The sequence below is a fragment of the Ferdinandcohnia sp. SAFN-114 genome (genome assembly GCF_059415045.1).
In genome coordinates this window covers 1-19,721 of the sequence record NZ_JBPFDQ010000099.1, presented here as the reverse complement: position 1 = coordinate 19,721, position 19,721 = coordinate 1, and the positions used below count along the sequence as shown (strand labels likewise).

Below are 19,721 nucleotides of genomic sequence, written 5' to 3'. Positions count from 1 at the left end.
TCAAATTAATGAAAAAGTGTTAAATTTAATATGGATAGGTGTTTTATATATGTCTCATTTGGCTAGGTCAGTTCAGCTCACGTTTCAAAGGAGTTGTTTTGTTGTTGTGCATTTATAGTATAACTCAAACTTTTCAAACATTCACTAGTAAATTTTTGGTTTCATATTAGGGAAAAAATTCTTTTCTTTCTATAGTAATGTCTTTACGATTTCTTCTCGCTTTTTGTCGATTGCATCAAAGTCCATGGCAGCTTTATAGTAATCCTCTAGTTTGTCATGAAGTCTTTTTGCTTCACTTAAATAGTTGGTACCAATCGTCATTTTATTCTTGTATTCTAGGTTAAGCTCTTCAATTTCTTTTTTAAACGTGCTTTCAATTTTCGGATCCATGCATAAAGCAAACATATCTACGACCTCATCACCCTCACGGAATGGGTCAACAACATGTGGTGCTGTTCCATCTACAATCGAGACACTCAACTTTGGAATGATGATCATATCTATGCTTTTCGGGTCAAATGCACAGTGAAAATATTCAACTGATAATCCCTTTTGTTCTGCATGTTTCGCGACCTTCTTCATTAAAGTTGACTTTCCACTTCCTGGTCTTCCCTTAACAATATAACGCTTATCATATTCTTCCGTAATATTATCAATGAAATTTACTGCGCCCTTCGGTGTAGCCGCTCCAAAGAATCGCCTTCTTTTTGTTGGCTTTTCCTCAGCTGTAAATGGTTTACTAAATATTGCATCAATCAAGTTTTGAAGGACAGCATCTGCTTTTTTAAAACTCATTGATGAGACATAAATATCCTCACGTTTTAAATGAACCTTCTTCGCTTCTGCAAAGGTTTTATAAGCTTCTTCAAAGTTCTTTGAAATATCATCTGTCAGTTCAATGATTTCATCCTTAAATTGAGCTAAATATTGATCATTGCGGTATTGACCGAGATCAATTACCTTTTCAACGACTCCAGGATATCTAGGCTCGATCACATGTGGTGCCGTTCCGTCTACAAATCCTAATTTTCGTTCAGGAATAATGATTCCATCTATAGAGTGATTATCTGAAGAACAGTGTAAGTATTCGAGATCGTAGCCTTTCTCCATAAACACTAGACCGATTTTCCTCATAAAGGTGGACTTACCTGTTCCAGGTCCCCCTTTTAAAATATATAGAGTTTCTAGCCCTTTTAATGCCTCATCATAGAACGAGTAAAATCCTACACTTGAATTTGTACCTGCATAATAATTTTTTACTTTTGCCATATAAACTACATACCTCCTTGTAGACATTCGCCTACATTAGAGTATGGCAGGTAGATGATGTGTGTGAATAAAAATAATATTGTTTTTGAACTGTATCATTTATTTTTTCTATTTTAATAAACCTTTTTACTCTTATTATCACAAAAAACCACTATTAAAAAATAGTGATTAGGAGGACTTTTGATCGTTCTTTTGTACATTAATATCAATTTGACTAATTGTCCCGTTTCCACACTTAAAGCATCTTTCTTTATTATTTAGCAAGAGCGTATGACATCTAGAACAATAATACCTAATCATTTACACACCACTCCCTTTTTTATTTATCCTATGTTGAAGTATGAATTGCTGTTATTACGAATGTCACAAATTAGTCAAATGTTTTCTTTTTCAAATGTGATAAAAATCACTGTTTTATTAATTTTTCACTATTAATATAGTGATTAGATTAGGAATGAACAATTTGTGAAATAGTCAAAACTGACTAGTTTTTATCAAATTGTTTTGTATGATGATTATGTAAAAACCTTTGAATTTACGCTTGAAGGGGGTCGTGAGGAATGGCAAAGACACAGCTTACAAAAACAAACCAAAAGACAAAAATTGAAGATGAAAAAACTTCCTTAAAAGGAACATTAGCATCTGTATTTTTACTTGGACTTTTCTTAATTTTATCTTGGCTTGGTGTCTATTTCTTGTTCTTAGACAGATTGTAAAAGTAATCTCCATTTAAGATTACGCGGAACATCCATTAAAAAATGGTTTGTAATATTTTATGGGAAAACAAACAGAAAAAGAATGTGAAAATTTGAAAGGGGAAAAAAGCCATGCATCTGCATAAATTTGAAAAAATATGGCTCACTTTTGGTATTGGAATACTTTTCGTATTTCTAGCAGTTGTTGGTGTTGGCGCATTTGCGATGGGTCACCAGCCAGCAAGCAGTATTAAAACAATTGATCCCGAAAAGGTGGCTGAAACAGCACCATTTGATAATCCTGGACTTGTTCATATTGAAGGAAACAAATATGAATTAAATCTTGTTGCAGAAGCCTTTGCGTACACACCTAGTACCATCCAAATTCCAAAAGGCGCAGAAGTAACAATTAACGTTGCAACAAAAGATGTTGTTCACGGATTTTCAATTGCAGGCACAAACGTCAATATGATGGTTGAACCTGGATATGTAAGCACTTATACTCAAACATTTTCTAAAACAGGCGAATTTTTAGTATTATGTAATGAATATTGTGGAGCTGGACACCACTTAATGATGGCAAAAGTTGAGGTGACCGAATAATGATAAATTCAAATTTCAAGGTAGACAGAAATGACGGAAAATTAGCAATGGCACACTTTTATGTAGCCTTCGCTGCCCTACTCCTTGGAGGAACTGCAGGTTTGCTTCAAACCCTTGTTCGTTCAGGAAAATTTACTTTACCAGCTGGAATTGGTTACTATCAATTGTTAACCGTTCACGGAGTTTTATTGGGACTTGTACTTACTACATTTTTTATCATAGGATTTTTATTTGCTAGCTTAAGTAAAACAGCTGGGACCCTATCATCAAAAATTCGTTTAACAGGTTGGATTGGTTTCTTGACAATGACAATTGGAACTGCTTCTACAGCAACTACGATTCTTTTAGGTGAAGCATCTGTTCTTTATACATTTTATGCACCACTACAAGCACACCCTTTCTTTTATATTGGGTTAGCACTAGTTGTGGTTGGTAGCTGGATCAGCGGCTTTGCAATGTTCACCCATTTTGGTAAATGGAAAAAAGCAAACCCTGGTCAAGTAACGCCTTTATTAAGCTACATGGCTATCATGACAATGATTTTATGGTTAGTTGCAACACTTGGAGTAGCTGCATCTGTCCTTATTCAATTTATTCCATGGTCTTTTGGTTGGGTTGAAACTATTGATGTTCTCATTAGTCGAACATTATTCTGGTATTTTGGTCACCCACTTGTGTATTTCTGGTTATTACCTGCATACATGGCATGGTATGTTGTAATTCCAAAGGTAATCGGAGGAAAAATCTTCTCAGATGCACTAGCAAGATTATCTTTTATTCTGTTCTTGTTATTCTCTATTCCAGTAGGATTCCACCATCAGTTAACTGAACCGGGGATTGATCCGAATTGGAAGTACTTGCAAGTTGTTCTGACATTCATGGTTGTAATCCCATCGTTGATGACGGCATTCTCATTGTTCGCATCTTTCGAATCATACGGAAGATCAAAAGGAGCTACAGGACTTTTCGGCTGGTTTAGAAAACTTCCATGGGGAGATGCTCGTTTCTTCGCACCATTCATTGGTATGTTATTCTTTATTCCAGCAGGAGCGGGTGGAATCATCAATGCGAGTCACCAAATGAACCAAGTGATTCATAATACAATTTGGGTAACTGGACACTTTCACTTAACCGTAGCAACAACTGTTTTACTAACATTCTTTGGTATCGCCTACTGGTTAATTCCACATTTAACTGGTCGAGTTATGACAAAAGCGATGAACAAACTTGCCATTGTTCAAACAATTGTCTGGACAATTGGTATGACGTTTATGTCAACTTCTATGCACTTTGCAGGCTTACTAGGAGCACCTAGACGTTCTGCTTTCTCAACATACGGGGATTCAGCACAAGCAATGGATTGGATACCTTATCAAATTGCTCAAGCGATTGGCGGATCTATTCTCTTTATTGGTATCATCCTAGTTCTAGTTATATTTATTAACCTTGCCTTCTTTGCTCCTAAGGGTGAAACAGAATTCCCTGTAGGAGAAGTTGCTAAAGAAGCAGAAAAAACACCTATGCTTTTAGAAAACTGGAAACTTTGGGTTGGTGTACTTGCAGTATTAATCTTAATCGCTTATACAATTCCATTTGTCGATATGATTCAAAATGCACCACCAGGGGCAAAACCATTTAAACATTTACTATAAGAGATATAAAAGCTACGCAATATCTAGATTGCGTAGCTTCCTTTTTTTACAACTTATATATTGCACTATATTTAGTTTCTAAATATTGGATTAAATAATTTGCATTTAACCCCTCACCTGTAACATCCTTGATGATTTCTAAAGGCTTTTTCATTTTTCCATGCTTATGGATATGTTCAGTTAGCCATTCTTTAATCGGAAGTAAGTTCCCCTCTTCTAGTAACTCATCAAAGTTTGGAAGGTCCTTTTCCATGGCATTCTTGAATTGAGCAGCATACATATATCCAAGGGCGTAAGAAGGGAAATATCCGAAGCTACCGCCTGCCCAATGGACATCCTGCAGGACTCCTTTTGCATCATTCTCTGGACGTATACCTAGATACTCTTCATACTTAGCATTCCATATTTCTGGTAGGTCTTTTACTTCGATCTCATCATTAAACAAACCTTTTTCAATTTCATATCGCACCATGATATGCAATGGATATGTTAATTCATCTGCTTCAATTCGAATAAAAGATGGTTTTGATTCATTTATTGCTCGATAATAGTCTTCGATTGATACTCCATCAAATTGACCACTTGCATATTCTTTTAATAACTCAAAATTATTTTTCCAAAATGACAGGCTGCGCCCAAGTATATTTTCATAAAAAAGGGATTGAGATTCATGGATCCCCATTGAAGTTCCTTGTGCAAGGTTCGTTCCAACTAAATCTGAAGAAATGTTTTGCTCATAAAGAGCATGTCCACCTTCATGGATTGTTCCAAAAACCGCAGTTCTATAGTCAGTTTCAACATAATTTGTTGTAACACGAACGTCCCCTGGATTTAACCCAGTTGCAAAAGGGTGAACAGTTTCATCAAGACGTCCTGCTTCAAAGTCATACCCCATTTTTCTTAGAATCTCTAAACTAAATTCACGCTGTTTTTCCTTAGGGAATTCTTTAAATAAAAATGAAGTCTCTGGTTTGTTTTGTGATTCTGTTACTGCTTTTACAAGTGGTACAATTTTATCTCGTAATTGAGCAAACACGGCATCAACTACCTCAACTGTTACTCCTGGCTCGTACATATCTAATAATGTGTTGTACTTGTTCCCTTCATAACCCCAGTAGCTAATAAATTTCTTCGTGAAATCGACAAGCTTTTCCAAATAGGGGCGGAACATTTCAAAGTCAGATTTTTCTTTTGCATCTTCCCATACAGATTCAGCTTTTGATTGAAGAATCACAAACTCGCGAAATTCATCAGCAGGTATTTTTTTATTTCGTTCAAAATCCTTTTGACACTCCTCAACCACTTTCTTTGTAATTTCACCAAGTTGTTGCTGAGCTCCAGGTTTCGTTAATTCTTTCAAGTAGCTTTCCATTTCAACGGAAGTAGACATTGCAAATACTTCAGAAGACAGCATTCCAATAACTTCTGAGCGTTGTTCGACTCCTTTTTTTGGAGCACCAGTTCGCAAGTCCCAATACATAACCCCAATTGCTTCATTGTAGCTTGTCATTTTCTTTACTAATTCAAGAAACGCTAGTTCAGTTTGTTTTAGTTGCTCAGACATATTTAGTCCCCCCATTAATATGTTTCTGTTGGCAGTACATTTTTAATTTTATTTAAAACCTCGATAGAAACTTGGTTATCAACAAAAATACTAACCGTACCTGTATCTTCACTTGACCGAATTAATCGACCAATTCCTTGTCTTAATCTCAGAAGCATATATGGTAAATCAACTTGCTCAAAGGAATGTTCTGCTCCTTTTCGTTTTGCCTGGAAAACCGGGTCATTTGGTGGAAATGGTAATGACCAAATGATGACATTGGATAAAGAAGGACCTGGGATATCGAGACCTTCCCACAAGGAAACTGAGCAAAGGATACTTTGTTCAGTGTTTTGGAATTTAGAAACCAATCCACTGATTTCTTGATCCCCTTCAAAGAGAAACTCATATTTTTCAGTCCTACAGTTCTCTTTAAATCTCTGGAGTTCTTCCTTTGAATTAAATAAAAGCAAAGCCCTGCCTTCTGATTTTTCGATATCATTCCATGCAAAATCCACTTTCGATTGGAATACATCCTCGTTAATATTGAACTTAGGCATTTGGATCTTCATCTGAGTTTCATAGTCAAATGGTGATTCCACCGAAAATGATTGATAGTTTTTGATTCCCAGACTATTCGCAATATAGTCAAACGATTTATCTTCAGATAATGTTGCAGAAGAAAAGATAAATGGAATCTGTTTCGAAAATACGTTCTCCGCTAAGATCGTTTCTACTGCTTGGGGCATTATGACAAGCGTATCACTCTCACTATCTGCCTCAACCCACGTAATCGCATCATTCTCTTCACCGAAAAGCTTTAATGAATATTCCAATTGGTCTAAGTACTCATCTACAATATGTAATTCATATTGGTCAATTGTATACGTTTCTGCTTCAAAAACAAGGTTATTGCCAATCTCAACAATCATTTGATGCAGTTTCTTCGCAGCGGCAACTAATTGTACTGTCCGCTTAATTTCCATTCGCTCAGAGCCTTCGACTGCTTTGCTATTTTCTTGGAGACTTCTGTAAAACTGCTCATTTTGTTCGATTGTATCCTCAATTAATTGTGCAAATTCTTCACGAATATCATTACCTAATAATCTTGTTAACAGTGATTCCAAAGTGGTTTCTTGGATACGGTAGGTTAATGCTTTTTGTGCAGAGTATTCAAGTAAGTGGCCTTCATCAAAAACCACACAGCTGCTATCCGGTAAAAACGGAAGCTGTCCTTCTCTTTTGCGCGCTTCCATTGTCCACACATGCTCCATATAAAAGTCATGTGAGCAGACAATTAAATCAACGGCCTTGCGATAATGTTCTCTAGAAAGTGTAAGCCCACACCGATGTCTTAACTCACAAGAAAAGCAGTCCTGAAAGCTATCCCATGCGACACTTTTCCACTCTTCATCTGCAAGATCAGGATATGTTTTTCTGTCCCCGTAATGATGAAAAGCTTGCATGGTAGAATGATTATGTACAAAATCTGGTAGTTCGTTATAGATTCTTGCGATTTTTTCATTAGATGTCCGACGAGTAGCATGATCTAATTTTCGAATGCATAAATACTGATCCTGTGCTTTTGCGAGTCGAACATCAATATTCAAATCTAATGCATCCGCTATTTTTGCAATATCTCCTTCAGGCTTAACAAGCTGTTCAATTAATGACTCATCAGCACATGAGATAATTGCCGGCTTTCTCATATATCTGGCATAACAAATAGCATATAAAAGATAAACAATTGTTTTTCCTGTGCCTACACCAGCTTCTGCAAAGACAATTGATTTATCCTTAAACGCCCTTTCTAGTTGAAATGCCATAAAAATTTGCTCATCGCGGAGCTCAAAACCTTTTTCTGGAAGGACGTCATAAAAAACATCGCCAATCCACTCATTTAATTTATCAAAGAAATTTTCATTTCTGGAAATTTCAAAGGGTAACCCTTCTCCAATCATATGTAAAAACCCCCAAAACCAACAAGATCAAAATGCGCCTTGCGTATTTACGCCCATATTTTTTAGGCCCACACGAGGTGGGTCACAAAGACGTTGCCACAGGAAGTGGCGTTCTTAGTCTTTGATCCTATACTCGAAAACTTTCTTTGAAAATCTGTGGCATACGCCGGAGGCTTTAATTATTCAGCCAATGTTTAATTATCTACTAGTAAATGTGGGAAGTCAATATTTTTAGGTGGTACATGAAGTCTAGAACTAGAAAAATTAATAAAATAAAAACCCGCAATAGCGAGTTTTTATTTTATTCCATTATTCATTCTTATATCGTAAATAATCAACGTCTATGGAAGTTGAATGAGACATGGCATGAAGAAGGTCGTTTTTTGCTTTGACAATGGATTTAAGTGGATCCATCTCTTCTCCGACTTCATTTTGAAGTGCCCGATATGTATCATTCAGCGCATCTTGAATTTTCTTAAAGTCTATATAATTCATTATTCATTCACTCCTGGTAATTTTGTAGACACCAATAGAGTATATGTCCTTAGGATTGGAACTATTCATGAATTACTAGAAATAACGAAAATCTTTATTGATTTCTTGGCGGTCTTTTTCCCCAATACTGATAATAGTCTGTACGAATAAACCCGTTAAACAATTTACGTTTTTTTGTTGCAGGCTTGCCATATAATTGCTCAAATTCTGGATGTGAAGTTAACATATAGACTGACCAAGTATCATAGGTACGGAGTACTTCTCCCATGCTGCGGTACATTTCTTCAACAGCTTTCTTTTCACCAAGTCTTTCTCCATATGGCGGATTTCCGACGATCACACCATATTCTTTAGTCGTTGTAAAATCCTTAACCTGCATTTGTTTAAAGTTGATGATATCTCCGAAACCAGCCTCATCTGAGTTATCCTTTGCTATTTGAATCATTCTATGGTCGATATCAAATCCGCTAATATCAAGTGGCTGATCATATTTTGCTAAATCTTCTACCTCTTGTCGTGCTTCATCCCATCTGTTTTTACCAATCCAATCCCACTCTTCAGATACAAAATCTCGGTTAAAACCAGGTGCAATGTTTTGACCGATTAACGCTGCCTCAATTGGAATCGTTCCTGAGCCGCAAAATGGATCAACAAAGGGTTTATCTGGTGTCCAATTGGTAAGCTTGACTAGTGTCGCTGCAAGTGTTTCTTTTAATGGCGCTTCCCCTTGATCAGCACGGTAACCACGTTTATGGAGTCCAACTCCACTACAATCGATTGTTAACGTGGCAACATCTTTCAGTAAAGCGACTTCAATCCGATATAATGGTCCAGTTTCCTCAAACCAACCAGATGTTTTACGATAATGCCTATTGAGGCTGTCAACAACCGCTTTTTTTACGATGCTTTGGCAATCTGAGACACTAAAAAGCTTTGATTTTACTGATTTTCCTATAACAGGAAATTCCGCATTTTCTGGAATAATGTCCCCCCAATTAAGGGCTTTAGTCTTTTCAAATAATTCATCAAAGGTTGTGGCCTTGAATTCTCCAACCTTTAGCTTTATACGGTCTGCTGTCCTAAGCCATAAATTACTCCGGCATATTGCTTGTTCATCAGCGTCGAATGTAATTTTGCCGTTTTCAACCGTGCATTCATAACCTAAATCCCGCACTTCTTTGGCAACAATCGATTCTATTCCCATTGCTGCTGTTGCAATAAGTGTTACTTTTCCCATTACGTTCACCCTAACTATGTACATTATGTATAGTAAAAGAATAAAGAAACTCACAGTGTAAAGCAAGAAATGCTATTAAATATCGTCAAAAAATGAACGAAAGCATACAAAAAGCTCTTCAATTCTGAAGAGCTTTGCTTCTTTATTCGTATGATCGTTTAATTAATAACGTTCTGTAAGCCATGTTTTGTTCCTTCGTACTTCAGTCGGCAAAACGAATGCCTCGTACTCCGGTGGTAATCATCTATCTACAGACGTTTGTACGCCTGTCCTTCTCCTTGTTCATTTCCAAAAGAGAAAGTGCCCCTACCATAATTTGGGTTTCTCGCTCGTGGGGTTTACCTCGTTCCACTCCTGTAATTTCTTACAGGACTTCGTCACTGTGGCACTTTAAAGGTAGTCAAACCATATCCTAATGGACTTAGGTTTTTTCCCTGCCGTTAGCAAAGTTCAATACTTTAGCTACCCTAGCTTATTTTTTCGCTAGGCACGAACACTACGGACATCTCAGTCCGTGCGAGCATGGACTTTCCTCTGCAGGTTACCCTGCAGCGATTACCCGAACGTTATTAATGTGTGCAAAAAATAGTATAGTGGAAAAACATTAATATTGCAAGTATTACAAACTGGCAATTTTTTCCTTAATCATAAAATCAGTAAACCATAGTCAGTCGTATAATTTACTACCAAAAACATGTTTTTCAAGATTAGATAACCGTTTTAAAATATCAAAATTAGTTGTTCCCGTTTGTGCCTGTGGCTGTTTCTTATAAGAATCTTCTAGCTGACGCTTCAAACGGAGGTTTTCTTGTTGAAGTTCTTCAATTTCTTGGTAAAACACTTCATAGTCCTTAATAATAACATCTAAAAATTTATCAACTTCTTCTTGTTTATAGCCTTTCATGCCTGTTTTAAATTCTTTTTCAAGTATTTGTGTCGCACTTAATTTAATTTTATCTGATATCATATCAATCACCTCGATACACTTTCCCCATTATTCCTAAACCTATTTTTTCAAAAAATTCGTGTATTGTCAATTTAAATGGTGTAACCATTAGTAGTCATTATTCGCGAATTGTTCTTCTTCCACGATTGCCTGAAGGTCATAAGCGTTTATTGTAATAAGTTGATAATCTTCATATTCAGCTTTCTTTTTTGCATCTGCATAGATATAACGAGGACTACCATCCTTTTCCTCGTCATAAAAAATTAATAATGCATCGCTCTTATCAAGAAAAAAAGCATTTTTTAAGCGAAATTGTGATGGATTATCATATTTTCGATTTGTGATGCTGTTTACATAGTCGGCTTGCGACAAAATAAGCTGATAAAATTCTTTGTTTGTTTCATTCCATTTTTCTTCTTGTTCAAGAAATGGAGTAATGACAGCAAGTCTCAGGTCAGGATATTCCTCTTGAAGCTCGAATGTAATTTCGGCAGCCCAAAGCTCAACACCAAGTTGACCGCTTATAATAACCCATTCTAGTCCGTCTTCAATTAAGGGGATCAGTTGCTTCTTAAGGGCTAGTTTAATATATTTGATTCCCGGATGATCTTGTCCAAAGATCCCAAGTTCAAATGGTTTATAGCCTGTGATTGCAACAACCTTTACCATGTCAACACTCCTTTACATCGAATGAATTTTTCTAAAGTATGTAAAACAGGAACCATGAAAGTTCCTGTTAGATTGACTTCTTATACGACATTTTTATATTGCGTTTTATTTTTGAATTATCTTCCCATAAATGGTCCTGGTGGTCTTGGTCCACAATTAAAGTGTTGATTCGTTACCTCATTCGCAACAGATTCTGTGTGTGGGAAATAATGCATATGTTGATACATATGATGATTTACATGTTGCGTATGTGAAGGATGAATATGTGGAACAATTGTTTTACAGCAATGATGTTGGACACAGCATTTAGTTGGATGAACAATAGGTTGCATTACGTTTGTTGGACAATACATTTTATTTATCTCCTTTCCTTCATCTGTCTTACATTAATAGCCTATGAAGGAATGGATAGTCATGTACTAATCAAAACACCTATTTTTAGAAGAAGTTTATAAACTGTTGTGAATTTAACGAATCAATTTTCAGTGTTCCACTTAAAACATAATCGCGATCCGTAACTCAAAGCTGCGCCGCCCTGATAATCTCGGTCATCTTCTTTCTTATTTAAATTACCAATTTTCTGTAAAAGTTTAAATCGTTCTCTTCTTATTAGAAAAAGGCATACGAGCCTTCTTTTATTCCAGTTAATACGATTACAGTTATTACAAGTACAAAAAAGTACAGAAATAAAATTTTCTTATACATACATTTCTCTCTCCATCTAAAATAATATTTCCTTTACACAAAACACTATTTTACATGGTATTACAAAGTTCTACAATGACAAATGAAGGAAGTTTACAAATCTTCATAAAATCGACAAATAAAGCGCGAAAAAGCACTAAATTTGCGCTTACCTGGGCAATATTTTCTATTTTTTTTGAAGTTTCCTGGTTATTCTTGAAAGTCGTTTTTGAAACTCATTTTCAATCTTTTCATTTTTTGTCTTATTGCGTGGATCGCTGATTTCTTTCCATTTCAAATAGCCATTATTTGCAATATCCAAAGCGAATTTATAATCCTTTGTATAATGTTCATAATATTTCGCCAACTCTATACTTGCTAGAACAGAATCATGGTCTGCCCCATTTTCATATACTTCACCAAATAACTCTATCGCTTCCTCAAGCTTTTTTTCCTTTTTAAATATTAACGCTAATGCAAGCTTTGCCTTCATTTCTTTCTCTGAGTCCACGTCAACAACCTGTCTATATAGTTCCTGTGCCTTAGAGGTCTCCCCAAGTGCCTCTAACCATCTCGCAACTTCGTATTTATCAGTCGTATATTTATTCTTTTCGTCAAGAATAACAGCACCAGATAAGTGAATATAAAGGGTTAAGAGCGATAAAATATCGATTTCATTATGGCGCATCACTCCAAAAATCCCATCAGGCACCTGATTTTCGACAAAATCAAAATAAAGAATCGGTGCTAAATAACCCGGTACGTCCCCATCACGCTGGATTTCAAGAATTTCTTTTTCAACATTTGAAAGTCTTACAGAATCGAGTTTGTTCTTCCATAATCTTCTTGCTGCATGATATAAATCAAAATGCCCAAATTCTGGAAGTTTCGGAAGTGCATTACGAATTAATGTATGCCTAGTTTTCACCTGTGGCCAATCGAATGATTTTCCGTTATAAGTCACAAGGGTTGTGTAGTCAACACTTGAAAGAAAACTTTGGTAAAGAGCTACCTCACTACCTGGGTTAGGTAAAAAATGTTGCGTGAGAACAACGCGATCTTCTTGAACCCTAGCGTGTCCTAATAGAAAGATAGTATTGCCCGTCCCCCCACCTAGTCCAGTTGTTTCAGTGTCAAAGAAAAATAAATCAGAAACTTGATGTCCTTTTGCAGACAATGGATGATTCAATTCAGAATTATTCCAGAGCTCAATTACATCGTATAATTTAGAAAAAGAATACAAGCCATGCTGAAAATTCAGTGGATACTCTATTTTACGAACCATACAATAGGTACCATCAAAATAAAAGGGCTCTGCTCCAAACTCTTTCCACTTATCTAAATAAGGAATTTCCTCCAAATGTAAAGACAGATCTTCCGGCTTTTGCTTTACCACTTCTTCTTTCACAATATGATTTTTTAATCGATTTAATTTCCCTTTAATCGACATTACCATGTCCCCTTTAAAGTTTTGAACCTTGTTTTAGCTTTGTAATTAAAGTAAGTGCATCAAATTTTGCTCGTTCATTTAGCACATCCGTACCAATACAAGAGGGACAACCTGATTCACACGAACATCTTCCAATTAATTCTTCAGATTCATTGAGGAGATTTTCCATAACCTCATAGACTTTTTCACTCAAACCAATTCCTCCTGGATAACGGTCATAAAGAAAGATTGTCGGCTGCTCATTGTGAACAGCTTTCACTTGGGGGACTACATGTAAGTCTGAAGGGTCACACATGGTCATCAATGGTGCAACATGTCTTAAGACATTAGCGACACCAACTAATCCTTCTTCAATCCTTTGATCACTTATGCCTTCAAGCTCTGATTTTTTCAAGCTAATCCAAGCTGAAGAAGTATGTAGTTCCTCTTCGGGTAAATGAATCGGCCCAGAACCGATATTTTCATGTGTTTCAAATTTTATTTTCTTAAAGATTGTTGCCATTGCTTGAACGGAAACATCCCCATAGCCAATTTCGACAGATTCTTCTGAGCGTTCTTTATCAACCTCAAGAACGCGAAGACTTACTGCTAAGTTGGCATCTGTAAAATAATCAACATCTACTTCCCTAACAAATGCTTTCTTTTCTTCCCAATCGAGCTTTTCAACTTGGTATTGAACACCTTGATGTAAATAAATAGCTTCATCATGTAGTAAAGTCATTGCACTAAAGCGGTCCATTTCACCAATGACCTTGACTGCAGCAATATCTGTTTGATCAATAATGACAACATTTTCTTGCGATGCAGAACGAAGGCTAATATTGTGGGCTGGAAATGAATCGTTCATCCAATACCATTTGTCACCATTCTGATGAAGAATTCTTTCTTCGGTTAAAAACTCTAGAATATCTTCCAGATCAAGTTCACCGAATGTATCACCTGTTTTAAATGGTAATTCATAGGCAGCGCATTTAATATGATCAATTAAGATCACAAGATTATTTGGATTAATTCGAGCTGTCTCAGGATTTCTACTAAAAAAGTATTCTGGGTTTTGAATCATATATTGGTCCAATGGATTGGAACTAGCCACCATAAAAATTACGGCTTCTCCTTGCCGACGACCAGCACGACCTGCTTGTTGCCACGCACTAGCAATTGTTCCAGGGTAGCCTGTCATAATACAAACTTGAAGCTGTCCAATATCCACACCTAATTCGAGTGCATTTGTACTGATTACTCCGTAAATGTCTCCATTTCGAAGACCTTGTTCAATATCACGACGTTGCTTCGGTAAATAGCCACCACGATAACCACGGATCGCTTTCGGTCCAAGCTTATGTTTAACAAGTTCTTGTAAATACGTTAGGATGATTTCCACCCTCACTCTACTTCGTGCAAAAACGATGGTTTGAATTTTATTTTTTAAAAATTCACTGGCTAATTTTCGCACCTCGAGTGTCGCACTTCTCCGAATATTGAGTGGTTTATTGACGATGGGTGGGTTGTAAAAAACAAAATGCTTTCTTCCAGTTGGGGCACCATTGTTTTCTATTAACTCCATTTTAGTACCAGTCAAATCTTCTGCAAGTTCTTTCGGATTGGCAATTGTCGCTGATGTACACATAAAAACCGGACTGCTGCCATAAAACTCACAGATCCGCTTTAACCGTCTAATTACATTAGCAACATGGCTTCCGAAAACACCACGGTATGTATGTAGTTCATCGATAACAACATATTTCAGGTTTTCAAACAAGGAAACCCATTTTGTGTGATGTGGGAGAATCGCAGAATGCAGCATATCCGGATTTGTGATAACAATATGTCCAGCTTTTCTTACCTTTTGGCGTATATTTGCCGGTGTATCACCATCATATGTATAACTGTTAATCGCAACTCCCATTTCCTCAATGATTTCATTTAATTCGCTTTTTTGATCCTGTGCTAAAGCTTTTGTAGGAAACAAATAAAGTGCACGTGCCTGGTCATTTTCAACAATTGCCTGTAATACAGGAAGATTATAGCAAAGTGTCTTTCCTGATGCTGTAGGAGTTACAGCGACAAAGTTTCCACCACTTCGTGCAATTTCATAGGCAGAATGTTGGTGGGTGTAAAGTTGATGTATTCCTCTTTTGTCCAACGCTTCTCGTAATCTATTATCTATGGTTCTCGGCATGTCCATTGTTTTAGCAGACGTCGCCTCAATCGTATGCCAGTGTACAATATTTTTCGCGTATTGCGGATTTTCTTTTATTAGATCTATTATTTCATGAATATTTTTTCGAAACTTCATAATCAATCACCTCAGGATTTCTATCTCCTATTGTACAGAATAAACGTTCGTTTTTGAAGTTATTCCTTCTGGTATATTTAAGCATACAAAAAAGCACACCTAAATAAGTGTGCTTTTTATATCAAGTTCCACAAAATGTTTGATATGGCCTATTTGTTGGCTCAGGTGGTTTTGCGTATTCAGCTTGATCAGAGGAGTGAGCAAATGGATCTTTTAATACATTTAACAGTTTCCCCATGACATTATAATCACCATCTGCAGCAGCCTCCAATGCTTCTTCAACACGGTGGTTTCGTGGTATGACAGCAGGATTTGATGTTTTCATTAATTCATTTATCTCAACCTCAGATTTCCCTTGCCTAGATTGTCTTTCCTTCCATTTTTGCTGCCAGCTTTTAAATTTCACCGAATTACATATTTCAATGCTATCAAGCTTATTGAAGGTTAACGCTACAAATGTGTTCGTGTAATCTAGTTGGTTTGAGTTCATCAGTTCCAATAGGTTTTCAATAAGACTCTTATCTTCTGCCTCTTCATCGAACAAGCCAAGCTTTGCTCTCATCCCGTTTAACCAATTTTCTTCATAAATCCCGATGTATTTTGACATTTCATCCTGCGCTAATTGAAGTGCCTTTTCTTCATTTTCATCTATTAAAGGCAATAAGCATTCTGCAAATCTGGCTAAATTCCAACCACCGATATATGGCTGTTTACCAAATGCATAACGACCTCCCGTGTCGATTGAACTAAAAACGGTGGCTGGATCATAGGTATCCATAAAGGCGCATGGGCCATAATCGATGCTTTCACCACTTATCGTCATATTATCGGTGTTCATGACCCCATGAATAAATCCGACTAATTGCCATTTTGATATCAAAGCGGCTTGGCGATTAATCATCCCTCGTAGTAAAGCAAGGTACCGGTTTTCCTCCTCTTTAATCTCGGGATAATGTCGCTCAATCGTATAATCGGCTAATAATCTTAGTTCATCGATTTTCCCAAGTCCAGCAATAAATTGAAATGTACCCACACGAATATGACTTGATGCCACGCGTGTAAGAACCGCACCTGGTAGAACTGTCTCTCGATAAACCGGTTCTCCTGTCGTAACTACAGCCAAGCTTCGGGTAGTAGGAATACCTAAGCCATGCATCGCTTCACTAATAATATATTCGCGAAGCATTGGCCCAATTGCTGCACGACCATCCCCTCCGCGTGAATAAGGTGTCCGACCTGCACCTTTTAACTGAATATCAAAGCGTTCTCCATCTGGTGTCATCTGTTCACCTAGCAACACCGCACGGCCATCTCCTAGATTTGTAAAATGACCAAATTGATGACCAGCATAGCTTTGCGCAATAGGCTCAGCCCCCTCAGGAATCTTATTCCCAGCAAAGACCTCAACCCCATCTTTCTGCAAAGCATTTACATCTAACCCAAGGAGGTCGGCTAAATACTTGTTTAAGATCACTAGTTCTGGTTCGCGTACAGGAGTAGGATCTGTTTTTGAATACAAATCCTTTGGTAAACGAACATAACTATTGTCAAAATTCCAACCCATTTTATTAGTTGTAATCTCGAACACCCCTTTGTATTTTTATCTTAATGCATCCTTAAGTAATACCAAAGAAAATTTGTAAAAGTATTTACTTCATGTTCAATTTCCGATTGTACGAATGACAGTTGAAATGGTTTTATCAAAGGCTGAAGCACACTTTTCCGAATCCGTTCCCGCTGTAGTTCTGACACAATCGTATCATATAAATCTCGCTGGTCTGTTGTAAAAATTGCTTCCTGCTCGATTTCCTTAGCTAAATCTAAAAGTTCCTGTAAGTTTAGTACCTTTCGATCAATTCTCGCTTGTAAAAAATGAAGAGATGACGAGTCAAGCAAAGTACTGCCATTTTTGACCATAATTGGTATTATTGCCTCCAAATAGGTTAATAGCACCTCTACCGTCTTGTGCATTGGTTGTGTACTATTCGTAATCTTCATTGTAAATGAGATATAATGCATCATCCCATAAAAAAGAATCGAAAGTTCAAACCCATATGGCCTTATATGATCCCCATAAACATCTACAAATCGTCCCGCTAACCATTCCAATTCATGAATCCGGTGATGCATCACCAGTTTTTTCAGTTCTACTTCATTTGAATTTAAAATCGCCTCAAAAATGGTATTGAGGTTACGCTCTCTATTTAATTTGGTTAGTATCGAAATTTGTTCAACTAAAACAACTCGGTCCGTTTCATCTTTTCCAACCTGTAATTCCATACGAATTTGGCTAGCATCATAACGCAATCCTTCTAATAATTCTGCAATACAGTCATTTTTATTCGAGAAATAATTATAAAATGTACCTTTTGAAATATTGGCTTGTTCAATGATATCTTGTATCGAGGTTTGTTGAAATCCTTTCTCTACAAATAACTTCAAAGCAACGTCAGCCACTTTTCTCCTACGTTTATTCATACATCCTCCAACCGTTTCCTTTATATTCCAAGTAAACATTTTATTTACTACTACTAGAACATTATACCTTAAGTATAAATATATTGCACAAATTGAACTGATGGTATAAAATCATCAAGTAAATATTTTATTGAACGAATCGAGGGGAAGATGAATGGAATCTACTTTACAACAAAAAAAACCACCATATTTAATGTTAGCTGTATTATTTATTGGTGCTTTTGTTTCTTTTTTAAATAATTCATTATTAAATGTTGCATTACCATCCATTATGATTGATTTAAAAATCGAAAATTATTCTACTGTACAATGGCTTGCAACTGGATATATGCTGGTTAGCGGTGTATTAATTCCTGCTTCAGCATATTTAATTACACGTTTTTCAAATCGTAGCTTGTTTATTACATCTATGGTCATTTTCGCACTGGGTACTGCAATGGCAGCATTTGCACCTAATTTTGGAGTATTACTTGCTGGCCGTATGGTTCAAGCTGCAGGATCTTCAGTCATGGGACCATTACTAATGAACATCATGCTTGTTAGTTTCCCAGTTGAAAAACGCGGTGCGGCAATGGGTGTTTTTGGCTTGGTTATGATAACAGCACCTGCAATTGGACCTACTTTATCAGGTTATATTGTAGAGCATTACGATTGGCGAGTATTGTTCGAAATGATTTTACCTCTTGCAGTAATCAGCTTAGTCCTTGCTGTATGGAAATCAAAGAATGTGATGGAAGTAAACAAAAACGCGACGATTGATCATTTATCCATTATTCTATCAACAATCGGATTTGGAGGCTTATTATATGGATTCAGCTCCGCAAGCAACGACGGATGGAGCGATACCCTAGTTCTGGCATCATTAATTATTGGTGGCATATCACTCATTGTCTTTATTTTACGTCAACTAAAAATAGATGAACCTGTTCTAGATTTACGAGCTTATAAATATCCAATGTTCGCACTAGCTTCAATCATCTCCATCGTAAACGCGGTAGCGATGTTCTCAGGAATGATTTTAACACCAGCATATGTTCAAAGTGTTCGTGGAATTTCACCATTTGAATCTGGTTTAATGATGTTACCTGGAGCAATCGTTATGGGAATTATGTCCCCGATTACAGGAAAATTATTTGACAAGTTCGGCCCACGTCTTCTTTCAATTTGTGGGTTAATCGTAACAGCAGTTTCAACCTATTTATTATCACAACTGCAAATTGATTCTTCGTACACCTATATCATAACAACATACACTCTTCGTATGTTTGGAATGTCAATGGTCATGATGCCGATTATGACAAACGGATTAAATCAATTGCCTGCACGTTTTTATCCACACGGAACAGCTATCAACAATACAGCTCAACAAGTATCTGGTTCTATTGGAACAGCTGTATTGGTAACGATCATGAATAGCGTGACCAAGTCAGAAGGCGAAAGTCTCATGGCAAATGTTGATCCAACGACATTAACAGAAAGCACTCAAGCTTTACTTGGCCAACAAGCATTACTTGCAGGAATTAATTATTCCTTCCTAGTAGCATTAGGTATTAATATAGTTGCTTTAATATTAGCATTCTTTATTAAACGAGTAGATGTTAGCAACAAGGCTGTTCATGGGGCTGAAACTGTTAAACCAGTTAAAGCCGCTACAAATTAATTTTTCGAGGCTGGGACAAAACCCTCCTCTGAAATGAAAAAGCCTGTGGAATTTTACCATGAGTAAAATTTCACAGGCTTTGA

The 19,721-nt window shown here is 36.6% G+C and carries 16 protein-coding genes and 1 other RNA gene; 4 read left to right on the top strand and 13 right to left on the bottom strand.

Annotation, left to right across the window (positions count from 1 at the left end):
- Positions 1-189: 189 nt before the first annotated feature.
- Positions 190-1,269 (bottom strand): PRK06851 family protein, encoded by a 1,080-nt coding sequence (locus tag ACR65M_RS22885; protein ID WP_341331085.1) that lies wholly within the window; start codon positions 1,267-1,269, stop codon positions 190-192.
- 560 nt (positions 1,270-1,829) lie between these two features.
- Between ACR65M_RS22885 and ACR65M_RS22880 the strand changes: the two genes are divergently transcribed.
- The 3 genes from ACR65M_RS22880 to ACR65M_RS22870 all read left to right on the top strand — a co-directional run bounded on the left by ACR65M_RS22880 (position 1,830) and on the right by ACR65M_RS22870 (position 4,219).
- Positions 1,830-1,985, top strand: a complete 156-nt coding sequence (locus ACR65M_RS22880) for a cytochrome c oxidase subunit 2A (RefSeq protein WP_057997355.1) — start codon at positions 1,830-1,832, stop codon at positions 1,983-1,985.
- Between the two features lie 111 nt (positions 1,986-2,096).
- Positions 2,097-2,567 carry a cupredoxin domain-containing protein gene (locus ACR65M_RS22875; RefSeq protein ID WP_121448221.1) on the top strand — a complete coding sequence of 157 codons (471 nt, stop codon included), beginning with the start codon at positions 2,097-2,099 and terminating at the stop codon, positions 2,565-2,567.
- Complete coding sequence (locus ACR65M_RS22870) at positions 2,567-4,219, top strand: b(o/a)3-type cytochrome-c oxidase subunit 1 (RefSeq protein ID WP_341331084.1); 1,653 nt, start codon at positions 2,567-2,569, stop codon at positions 4,217-4,219. The genes ACR65M_RS22875 and ACR65M_RS22870 overlap by 1 nt, the downstream gene beginning before the upstream one ends.
- A gap of 46 nt (positions 4,220-4,265) precedes the next feature.
- Here the strand turns inward: ACR65M_RS22870 and ACR65M_RS22865 are convergent, their stop codons facing one another.
- The 12 genes from ACR65M_RS22865 to ACR65M_RS22810 all read right to left on the bottom strand — a co-directional run bounded on the left by ACR65M_RS22865 (position 4,266) and on the right by ACR65M_RS22810 (position 17,978).
- Entirely contained in the window at positions 4,266-5,783 is a 1,518-nt protein-coding gene (locus ACR65M_RS22865) for a carboxypeptidase M32 (RefSeq protein ID WP_121449678.1), read from the bottom strand.
- 14 nt (positions 5,784-5,797) lie between these two features.
- Positions 5,798-7,723 (bottom strand): helicase C-terminal domain-containing protein, encoded by a 1,926-nt coding sequence (locus ACR65M_RS22860; RefSeq protein WP_121449677.1) that lies wholly within the window; start codon positions 7,721-7,723, stop codon positions 5,798-5,800.
- Positions 7,724-8,032: 309 nt separating this feature from the next.
- A complete protein-coding gene (locus ACR65M_RS22855; RefSeq protein WP_121449676.1) occupies positions 8,033-8,218 on the bottom strand; it encodes a DUF3921 family protein in 186 nt (61 codons plus the stop codon).
- A 94-nt stretch (positions 8,219-8,312) separates the two neighbouring features.
- The gene (locus tag ACR65M_RS22850) at positions 8,313-9,455 is read right to left on the bottom strand and encodes a THUMP domain-containing class I SAM-dependent RNA methyltransferase (RefSeq protein ID WP_121449675.1); all 1,143 of its coding nucleotides are present in this window, start codon (positions 9,453-9,455) and stop codon (positions 8,313-8,315) included.
- Between the two features lie 171 nt (positions 9,456-9,626).
- Positions 9,627-10,022: RNase P RNA component class B (gene rnpB / locus ACR65M_RS22845), an RNA gene on the bottom strand.
- A 100-nt stretch (positions 10,023-10,122) separates the two neighbouring features.
- Positions 10,123-10,422 carry a cell division regulator GpsB gene (gpsB, locus tag ACR65M_RS22840; RefSeq protein WP_121449674.1) on the bottom strand — a complete coding sequence of 100 codons (300 nt, stop codon included), beginning with the start codon at positions 10,420-10,422 and terminating at the stop codon, positions 10,123-10,125.
- 87 nt (positions 10,423-10,509) lie between these two features.
- Positions 10,510-11,070 carry an SLOG family protein gene (locus ACR65M_RS22835; RefSeq protein WP_121449673.1) on the bottom strand — a complete coding sequence of 187 codons (561 nt, stop codon included), beginning with the start codon at positions 11,068-11,070 and terminating at the stop codon, positions 10,510-10,512.
- Between the two features lie 116 nt (positions 11,071-11,186).
- The gene (locus ACR65M_RS22830; protein ID WP_121449672.1) at positions 11,187-11,423 is read right to left on the bottom strand and encodes a CotD family spore coat protein; all 237 of its coding nucleotides are present in this window, start codon (positions 11,421-11,423) and stop codon (positions 11,187-11,189) included.
- Between the two features lie 518 nt (positions 11,424-11,941).
- Positions 11,942-13,204: a ribonuclease H-like domain-containing protein gene (locus ACR65M_RS22825; protein ID WP_121449671.1), complete on the bottom strand. Its 1,263-nt coding sequence runs from the start codon at positions 13,202-13,204 to the stop codon at positions 11,942-11,944.
- A gap of 13 nt (positions 13,205-13,217) precedes the next feature.
- The gene (locus ACR65M_RS22820) at positions 13,218-15,500 is read right to left on the bottom strand and encodes a DEAD/DEAH box helicase (protein ID WP_121449670.1); all 2,283 of its coding nucleotides are present in this window, start codon (positions 15,498-15,500) and stop codon (positions 13,218-13,220) included.
- A 121-nt stretch (positions 15,501-15,621) separates the two neighbouring features.
- Entirely contained in the window at positions 15,622-17,064 is a 1,443-nt protein-coding gene (locus tag ACR65M_RS22815; RefSeq protein WP_440274509.1) for a protein adenylyltransferase SelO, read from the bottom strand.
- A 41-nt stretch (positions 17,065-17,105) separates the two neighbouring features.
- Positions 17,106-17,978 (bottom strand): TetR family transcriptional regulator, encoded by an 873-nt coding sequence (locus tag ACR65M_RS22810; RefSeq protein WP_121449668.1) that lies wholly within the window; start codon positions 17,976-17,978, stop codon positions 17,106-17,108.
- 154 nt (positions 17,979-18,132) lie between these two features.
- Between ACR65M_RS22810 and ACR65M_RS22805 the strand changes: the two genes are divergently transcribed.
- Positions 18,133-19,638 carry a DHA2 family efflux MFS transporter permease subunit gene (locus ACR65M_RS22805; RefSeq protein ID WP_121449667.1) on the top strand — a complete coding sequence of 502 codons (1,506 nt, stop codon included), beginning with the start codon at positions 18,133-18,135 and terminating at the stop codon, positions 19,636-19,638.
- The last annotated feature ends 83 nt before the right edge of the window (positions 19,639-19,721 follow it).

Bases quoted from the DNA above. Each gene is read 5' to 3' on its own strand.
- ACR65M_RS22885 (WP_341331085.1), bottom strand. From the start codon at position 1,269: ATGGCAAAAGTAAAAAATTATTATGCAGGTACAAATTCAAGTGTAGGA.
- gpsB (WP_121449674.1), bottom strand. From the start codon at position 10,422: ATGATATCAGATAAAATTAAATTAAGTGCGACACAAATACTTGAAAAA.
- ACR65M_RS22835 (WP_121449673.1), bottom strand. From the start codon at position 11,070: ATGGTAAAGGTTGTTGCAATCACAGGCTATAAACCATTTGAACTTGGG.
- ACR65M_RS22860 (WP_121449677.1), bottom strand. From the start codon at position 7,723: ATGATTGGAGAAGGGTTACCCTTTGAAATTTCCAGAAATGAAAATTTC.
- ACR65M_RS22880 (WP_057997355.1), top strand. From the start codon at position 1,830: ATGGCAAAGACACAGCTTACAAAAACAAACCAAAAGACAAAAATTGAA.
- ACR65M_RS22810 (WP_121449668.1), bottom strand. From the start codon at position 17,978: ATGAATAAACGTAGGAGAAAAGTGGCTGACGTTGCTTTGAAGTTATTT.
- ACR65M_RS22825 (WP_121449671.1), bottom strand. From the start codon at position 13,204: ATGTCGATTAAAGGGAAATTAAATCGATTAAAAAATCATATTGTGAAA.
- ACR65M_RS22875 (WP_121448221.1), top strand. From the start codon at position 2,097: ATGCATCTGCATAAATTTGAAAAAATATGGCTCACTTTTGGTATTGGA.
- ACR65M_RS22870 (WP_341331084.1), top strand. From the start codon at position 2,567: ATGATAAATTCAAATTTCAAGGTAGACAGAAATGACGGAAAATTAGCA.
- ACR65M_RS22820 (WP_121449670.1), bottom strand. From the start codon at position 15,500: ATGAAGTTTCGAAAAAATATTCATGAAATAATAGATCTAATAAAAGAA.
- ACR65M_RS22850 (WP_121449675.1), bottom strand. From the start codon at position 9,455: ATGGGAAAAGTAACACTTATTGCAACAGCAGCAATGGGAATAGAATCG.
- ACR65M_RS22855 (WP_121449676.1), bottom strand. From the start codon at position 8,218: ATGAATTATATAGACTTTAAGAAAATTCAAGATGCGCTGAATGATACA.
- ACR65M_RS22865 (WP_121449678.1), bottom strand. From the start codon at position 5,783: ATGTCTGAGCAACTAAAACAAACTGAACTAGCGTTTCTTGAATTAGTA.
- ACR65M_RS22805 (WP_121449667.1), top strand. From the start codon at position 18,133: ATGGAATCTACTTTACAACAAAAAAAACCACCATATTTAATGTTAGCT.
- ACR65M_RS22830 (WP_121449672.1), bottom strand. From the start codon at position 11,423: ATGTATTGTCCAACAAACGTAATGCAACCTATTGTTCATCCAACTAAA.
- ACR65M_RS22815 (WP_440274509.1), bottom strand. From the start codon at position 17,064: ATGGGTTGGAATTTTGACAATAGTTATGTTCGTTTACCAAAGGATTTG.